At 72.1% G+C, this 7430-nt stretch carries 4 protein-coding genes and 1 riboswitch; of the genes, 1 reads left to right on the plus strand and 3 read right to left on the minus strand.

Features of this window, described 5'->3' with window-relative positions; all coding sequences use genetic code 11:
- Positions 1-10: 10 nt before the first annotated feature.
- A riboswitch (ZMP/ZTP riboswitch) is annotated at positions 11-108 on the minus strand.
- Between the two features lie 99 nt (positions 109-207).
- The 3 genes from nudC to ACWD6R_RS11200 are packed head-to-tail and all read right to left on the minus strand — an operon-like array spanning position 208 to position 6153.
- Positions 208-1155, minus strand: coding sequence for an NAD(+) diphosphatase (gene nudC / locus ACWD6R_RS11190; RefSeq protein ID WP_266981759.1), 948 nt, complete (start codon positions 1153-1155; stop codon positions 208-210).
- A gap of 44 nt (positions 1156-1199) precedes the next feature.
- Positions 1200-2594 (minus strand): dipeptidase, encoded by a 1395-nt coding sequence (locus ACWD6R_RS11195; RefSeq protein WP_451818437.1) that lies wholly within the window; start codon positions 2592-2594, stop codon positions 1200-1202.
- A 10-nt stretch (positions 2595-2604) separates the two neighbouring features.
- Complete coding sequence (locus ACWD6R_RS11200) at positions 2605-6153, minus strand: ATP-dependent DNA helicase (RefSeq protein ID WP_451818438.1); 3549 nt, start codon at positions 6151-6153, stop codon at positions 2605-2607.
- A gap of 162 nt (positions 6154-6315) precedes the next feature.
- On the opposite strand from ACWD6R_RS11200, the gene ACWD6R_RS11205 reads away from it, so the two are divergent.
- Positions 6316-7224: an SAM-dependent methyltransferase gene (locus ACWD6R_RS11205; RefSeq protein ID WP_451818439.1), complete on the plus strand. Its 909-nt coding sequence runs from the start codon at positions 6316-6318 to the stop codon at positions 7222-7224.
- Positions 7225-7430 lie beyond the last annotated feature (206 nt).

Genomic DNA, 7430 nt, shown 5'->3' on the forward strand with positions numbered 1-7430 from the left:
GAGGATCACGATGAATCGCCCAGGCGCACGGCATCGACGGTTGTCGAGTGTTTCCGTCGGACCGCTCCCCGGTGGTGCTCCACCTCAGCGCCAGTCACGGCCCAGGGCCAGATTAACGGACAGGAGCGTCCTGGGGGAGGAACCGGGCGGCAGTGGTGGGCGGACGACCCGGCCGTGCGTGCCCCGTCGCCCGCCCCGCACCGTGTGTCAGCCGACGCTGCCCGGCTTCGGGAGCGGCTTGCCATACCAGAGCTCGATCAGACGGGCCGCGATCGAGATGCCGAACGGGGGCAGGATCTCGCCCGATTCGAAGGCCGCCGTCAGGTCCTCGCGGGAGAACCAGCGCGCCTCCTCGATCTCCTCGCCGTCGACGTTGATCTCCGACGACGTGGCCCGCGCCATGAAGCCCAGCATCAGGCTGGACGGGAAGGGCCAGGGCTGGCTGGCGATGTACTCGACCTCACCGACCGTGACACCCGCCTCCTCGAACACCTCGCGGGCGACGGACTGCTCGATCGACTCCCCGGGCTCGACGAAGCCCGCGAGCGTCGAGAACCTGCCCTCCGGCCAGTGCACCTGACGGCCCAGCAGGGCGCGGTCCTGGTCGTCCGTCACCAGCATGATCACCGCCGGGTCGGTGCGCGGGTAGTGCTCGGCGCCGCAGGCCTGGCAGCGGCGGATGTGGCCGGCAGCTGCGATGACGGTGCGTTCGCCGCAGCGGGAGCAGAAGCGGTGCAGCCGCTGCCAGTTCTCCAGCGCCACCGCGTGCGCCATCAGCCCCGCGTCGCGCGGGCCGAGGAGCAGTCCGGCCTCGCGCAGCCCGGCCGGGCGGGCCGGCTGGTCCATGCGGCCGGGCAGCGAGTCCTTCTGGAGCGCGAAGTAGCTGACGCCGTCCTCGTCGGTGCCGAGGAAGTAGCGGTGGGTCTCGGTGACCGGGGCCTCGAAGGCCGGGGTCATGACGATCTCCGTGCCGCCGTCGGCGGTGTCGTCGATCAGCACCTGCCCGCCGGAGACCACGAAGACCCGGGTGGTCGGGTGGCTCCAGGCGGCGGAGAGCCAGGCCTCGTCGAGGCGGTGGTGCGCGGCGCGGTCGATGCCGCTGGGCGCGGTGAGACCGATGGGCCGGTCTGTGGTGGCGTTGTCGAAGGTGCTCACAGGTGCTTCCTACTCCCCCGGGACGGATCGGGTGTTCAGAGGATTCAGCGGAGTGCGGCGGACAGTTCGCCCCAGAGGTGGGCGGTCGTCTGCACGCCCTTGAGCAGGAGTTCCAGCTCCACCTTCTCGTTGGGGGCGTGCCAGCCGTCGGACGGTACGGAGATGCCCAGGAAGAGGACGGGGGCGCCGAGCACGTCCTGCAGGTCGGCGGCGGGCCCCGAGCCTCCTTCGCGGGTGAAGAGGATCTTCTGGCCGAAGGCCCGTCCCATGGCGCGGGCCACGGCCTGCAGGGCGGGGTGGTCCAGCGGGGTCAGGCACGGGCGGGTGGCGGGGGCGAAGGTGATCCGGTGGCGGATGCCGGCCGGGAACTGCGCCTGCGCCCACGCCCGGACGGCCTGTTGGACGTGGTCGGGGTCCTGGCCCGCGACCAGCCGGAAGCTGATCTTCACGAGGGCGGAGGACGGAATGATGGTCTTGCTCCCGGCGCCCTGGTAGCCGCCACCGATGCCGTTGACCTCGGCCGTGGGGCGCGCCCAGATGCGCTCCAGCGTGGAGTAGCCGGCCTCGCCCGTCGCGGCCTGCGACTTGGCGGTACGCAGCCAGCCGGCCTCGTCGAAGGGGAGCTCGGCGAAGAGGGCGCGCTCGGTGTCGGTGAGTTCCGTCACGCCGTCGTAGAAACCGGGGATCGCGACCCGTCCGTCCGCGTCGTGCAGGGCGGCGACGAGGCGGGCCACAGCGGTCGCCGGGTTGGGGACGGCGCCGCCGAACGATCCGGAGTGGATGTCCTGCTCGGGGCCGTGGAGCTCGATCTCGCACTCGGCGAGACCGCGCATGCCGGTGCAGACCGTCGGGGTCGTCTCGTCCCACATGCCGGTGTCGGAGACGATCACGGCGTCGGCGGCGAGGCGCGCGGCCTGCTGCTCGACCAGGGCGCGGAAGTGCGGGGAGCCGGACTCCTCCTCGCCCTCGACGAGGAGCTTGAGGTGGACGGCAGGGGTGGTGCGGCCGGTGGCGGCGAGGTGGGCCCGGACGCCGAGAGTGTGGAAGAACACCTGGCCCTTGTCGTCGGCGGCGCCGCGCCCGTACATCCGGCCGTCCCGGATCACCGGTTCGAACGGGTCGGTGTCCCAGCCGTCCTCCCGGGCGGCGGGCTGCACATCGTGGTGGCCGTAGACGAGGACGGTCGGGGCGTCCGGGTCCTCGGAGGGCCACTCGGCGAAGACGGCGGGGGCGCCCGGCGTCTCCCAGACCTCCGCGACCGGGAAGCCGGTCTCCTTGAGCTTGACGGACAGCCACTCGGCGCTGCGCCGTACGTCTCCCTCGTGCTCCGGCTGGGCGGATACGGAGGGGATGCGCAGCCACTCGGCAAGGTCGTCGAGGAAGGCTGTGCGGTGCTGTTCGATGTACGTACGGACGGCGCTGTCCGGGGTGTCGCTCATGGTCTTGAGCCTATCGGCCTGCGGGAGGTGGCTCGTCCCACAGGATTTTTTCGAGCTCGGCCCGGCCGGGGAGATCGGTGGGGTGGACGGCCTCTCCGGTGCGGACGAACAGGAACGTGGTGGTGACGGAGTCGAGCGGTACGTCGTGCAGTTCGGCCCAGGCGAGGCGGTAGACGGCCAGCTGCAGCGGGTCGGCCGTGCGGACGGCCGAGGTGTCTTCGTGGCCGTGGGGGGTGTGACGGGTCGTCTTCCAGTCGACGATCTCGTAGGTGACCCCGTCCGCACCTTCCGTGCGGTACACGGCGTCGATCCGGCCCCGGACCACGCGGCCCGCGAGCGTGATCTGGAACGGTGTCTCGACGCGGTACGGGGTGCGGTGGGCGTACGGGGTGCGCTCGAAGGCCTCCTTGAGCGCGGCGAGGTCGGCCTCGTCCGCGATGTCGGTGTCGCTCCCGTCGCCGCCGGGCAGCTCGTCGGGGCCGAGCATGGGCAGCGGCAGCTCCTCGAAGCGGGCCTCCACCCAGGCGTGGAATCTGGTGCCCCGGCGGGCCGCGGGCGCGGGCGGCCGCGGCATGGGTCGGGCCAGCTCCTGGGCGAAGCCGTCGGGGTCGTCGGCGAGCCTCAGCAGCTGCGTGGCGGAGAGCGAGGCGGGCACGAGGACCTCGCGCACGGTGGCGCGGGCGCGGCGCAGCTCACCGGCGAGCGCATCGAGGTCGCGGTCCCAGGAGGCAAGGGTGCGGGTCTCCTCCGGGGTGAGCCGTGAGGGGGTGCGGGCGGCGGGGACGTGAGGGGCGGGGATGCCAGGGGCCGATGACGTGGGGGCGGGCTCCGCGGGAGGTTCGCTCGACAGGGAGTCCCAGTCCGCGGCCACGTCGTCCGGGTACACCTCGTCGTCCGCGGCCACGTCCGGGTACGCCTCGTCGTCCCGGTACGCCTCGTCGTCCGGGTACGGCTCGTCGTCCGGGTACGGCTCGTCATCGGCATACCGCTGGTCGTCCGGTGCCACGGGGTACGCCCCCGGCGCCGCACCCGCCGCCGACTCCCCCGCCAGTGTCTCCAGGTGGGCCAGCACCGTCTCCGCGGCCGCCCGGCGGCGGGCCAGCGCCGTGTCGTCCAGCGGGAGCGGCCAAGCGTGGTCGGCGGCCGCCTCCGCGAGGGCCGGGTTCTCCTCGTCCTCGGCCGGCTCGTCAGCCCATGCCTCGATCTCGCCGTGTCCGGCCGCGCAGTGCTCGTACAGCGCCTGCAGGAAGTCCGACGGGCCGCGCGGCTTCTTCTGGGACGGCCCCCACCAGTGGCCGGAGCCGAGCAGCAGGCTGCGCGGCCGGGTGAAGGTGACGTAGCCGAGCCGGAGTTCCTCGGTGTGCTGGTGCTCCTTCATCTCCTGCTTGAAGCCCCCCAGCCCCTTGGCGTCCCAGGAGTGGATGACGGGCAGGGTGGGTGCGTCGCCGCGCAGGGCGTGCGGAAGGACCTTGGACTGGGAGGTCCAGGCGTCACGGGACCGGTCGCTGGGGAACTGTCCGGTGACCAGGCCGGGCACGGCGACGACGTCCCACTCCAGGCCCTTGGACTTGTGGGCGGTGAGGACCTTGACGGTGTTCTCGCCGCCGGGCAGTGCGTTGTCCAGGCCCTTCTCGTACTGGACAGCCGTGCGCAGGAAGCCGAGGAAGGCCAGCAGCGTGGCCTCGCCGTCGACTGCGGCGAAGCGGGCCGCGACGTCCAGGAAGTTGGCGAGGGTCTCGCGGCGGCGGGCGGCCAGCGCGTGCGGCGACGCGGAGAGCTCCACTTCGAGACCGGTGGTGGCGAGGACCCGGTGCAGGACGTCCATGAGCGGGTCGGCCAGCGAGCGGCGCAGCTCGCGCAGCTCGGTGGCGAGGCGGGCGAAGCGGACGCGTGCCTCGGCGGAGAACGGCAGCCCGTCGTCCTCCGTACCGCTCGATTCGAGGAAGGTGTCGAGGGCGTCGGCGAGCGAGATCACCTCGGCCGGGTCGATGCCTTCGACCGCCTCGGCGAGCCGGCGGTCGGGATCGAAGTCGTCGTCCGCGTGAGCCGCGCGGTGGACGAGGAGGCGGGCGCGGCGGCCGAGGAGGGCCAGGTCGCGGGGGCCGATCCGCCAGCGGGGCCCGGTGAGCAGCCGGACCAGGGAGGCGTTGGCGCCGGGGTCCTGGAGGACTTCGCAGACGGCGACGAGGTCGGCGACCTCGGGCAGGTGCAGCAGCCCCGAGAGGCCGACGACCTCGACGGGGATGTCGCGGGCGACGAGCGCGGCCTGGATCTCCGGGAAGTCACCTGCCGTGCGGCACAGCACGGCGATCTCGCCGGGTTCCTTCCCGGTCCGTACGAGATGGGCGATCGAGTCGGCGAGCCAGTCGATCTCTTCGGTGTGGGTGCGCAGCAGGGCGCAGCGGACGATGCCGTCGCGTTCGGCGCCCGGGGCGGGGCGCAGCGCTTCGACGCCCTCGTGCATGGCGCGCAGCGGCTCGGCGAGCCCGTTGGCGAGGTGCAGCAGGCGGCCGCCGCTGCGGCGGTTCTCGCTGAGGGAGTACCGGGTGGCGGGGGCGCCGTCGGCGTGCGGGAAGTGGTGCGGGAAGTCGTCGAGGTTGGCGACGGAGGCGCCACGCCAGCCGTAGATCGCCTGGCAGGGGTCGCCGACGGCGGTGACTGCGTGACCGGACGCGGTGCCGTCGGGGCCGCTGCCGAAGAGAGCGGAGAGGAGCAGCCGCTGGGCGACGGAGGTGTCCTGGTACTCGTCGAGCAGGACGACCCGGTACTCGTCGCGCAGGATCGCGCCGACCTCGGGGCGGGTGAGGGCCAGCTCGGCGGAGAGTGCGATCTGGTCGCCGAAGTCGAGGAGGTCGCGGCTGCGCTTGGCGTCGCGGTAGCGCCGGGTCAGTGAGAGGAGTTCGCGGCGGGCCTCGGCGGTCTCCGGGATCTTGCGCAGCTCGGCGTTGGTGAGCCGGGCCGCTGCGAGGGCACGGAGGAGCTCGGTGTCGTACTCCGCGAGCTGCTCGGGGCGTACGAGATGCTCGGCCAGCTCGGCGTCGAGTGCCAGCAGATCGCTGACGAGGGTGGGGAACGACCTGGTCAGTGCCGGGTACGGGCCCGGGGCCTCGCGCAGCACTCGGGCGGCGAGCTGGTAGCGGGTGGCGTCGGCGAGGAGGCGGGTGGTGGGTTCGAGTCCTATGCGCAGCCCGTGCCCGGTGAGGAGCCGTCCGGCGAAGGCGTGGTACGTGGAGATGCTGGGCTCGCCCGGCGGGTTGTCCGGGTCGATGGCGTCCGGGTCGGTGACCCCGGCGGCGACGAGTGCCTTGCGGACGCGCGCGGCGAGCTCGCCCGCCGCCTTGTTCGTGAAGGTGAGCCCGAGTACCTGCTCCGGGGCGACCTGCCCGGTCCCCACCAGCCACACCACGCGCGCCGCCATCACCGTGGTCTTCCCCGACCCGGCTCCGGCCACGATCACCTGCGGGGCGGGCGGCGCGGTGATGCAGGCCGTCTGCTCCGGAGTGAAGGGGATCCCGAGGAGCTCCTTGAGCTGCTCGGGGTCGGTGATACGTGAGGACACCCCACAGAGGCTAACCGGGCACACCGACACCGGGCGGAGTCGCAAGGAGGCCGGGAAGTGCCTCGCCCGCGCCCGGCTCCCTGGTCTAGGTTGAAGTCGATCACAGCCGATCACATCGGATGCGCGCCCCATACGCATCAACAGCCTTACGAGGACGGTCATATGAGCACCGACGCACTCGCCGCCGACTCCGCCGAGCTCAGGAAGCGCATCGATACGACGAAGGCGCATCCGGCCCGGGTGTATGACGTTTTTCTCGGAGGCAAGGACAACTACCCGGCCGACCGCGAGGCCGCCGCCATGGCGAGCAAGGCCAATCCGCGGAGCCATCTCGATGTCCGGCACAACCGGGACTTCATCCGTCGGGCCGTGACCGCGCTGGCCGTCGGGGCGGGCATCCGCCAGTTCCTTGACATCGGCACCGGGCTGCCGACCCAACAGAACGTGCACCAGATCGCCCAGGCCATCGCCCCGGAGTCACGGGTGGTCTACGTGGACAACGACCCGATCGTCCTCGTCCACGCACAGGCCCTGCTCACCAGCGGCGCCGAGGGCCGGACCGACTACATCGAGGCCGATCTCCGCGACCCGGCCAAGATCCTCGAAGCCGCCCGGCGGACCCTCGACTTCGACCGGCCGGTGGCGCTCGTCCTCGCCGCGATCCTGCACTTCATCGAGGACGACGAGGCATACGGAATCGTCGAGCGCCTTGTCGACGCCCTGCCGTCCGGCAGCTACCTCGTCCTGAGCCACCTCAGCGCGGACATGAACCCGGTGCCGATCAACAAGGTCGCGGAGACGCTCCGGAAGCGGGGGCTCTCCTTCGTGCTGCGCCCACGCACCGCGATCGAGCGGTTCCTGACGGACAACGGACTTGAGCAGCTGGAGCCCGGCATCGTCCCGTCCCACCGCTGGCGTCCCGATCACGCGGCCGACGCGACCGAGGCCCCGCTGCCGGAGCCGGAGTATGTGGAGCGCCTCGACGACCTGGAGCGGTTCCGGTACGTGAGCATCGGCGAGGCGACCGAAGAGGACATCAACATCTACGTCGCGGTGGCGCGCAAGCCGTAACCCTGTCGGGGTCACGGCGACGCGCCACCCGTGAACCACTGTCGTAGTCACGGGTGGCGCGCAAGCCGTGCACCACTGTCGTACGGACCCCGCGTGTCGTACGAACCGTTTCTTGGCAGTGAGCGGAAGTGAGTCCGCGCACTGGCGCGCCCCGAACGGTCTTGGGCGCACTGGTCGTCCGCTTTCACCTCCGGGCGGCGACACGG

Source organism: Streptomyces sp. NPDC005151, from assembly GCF_053599875.1.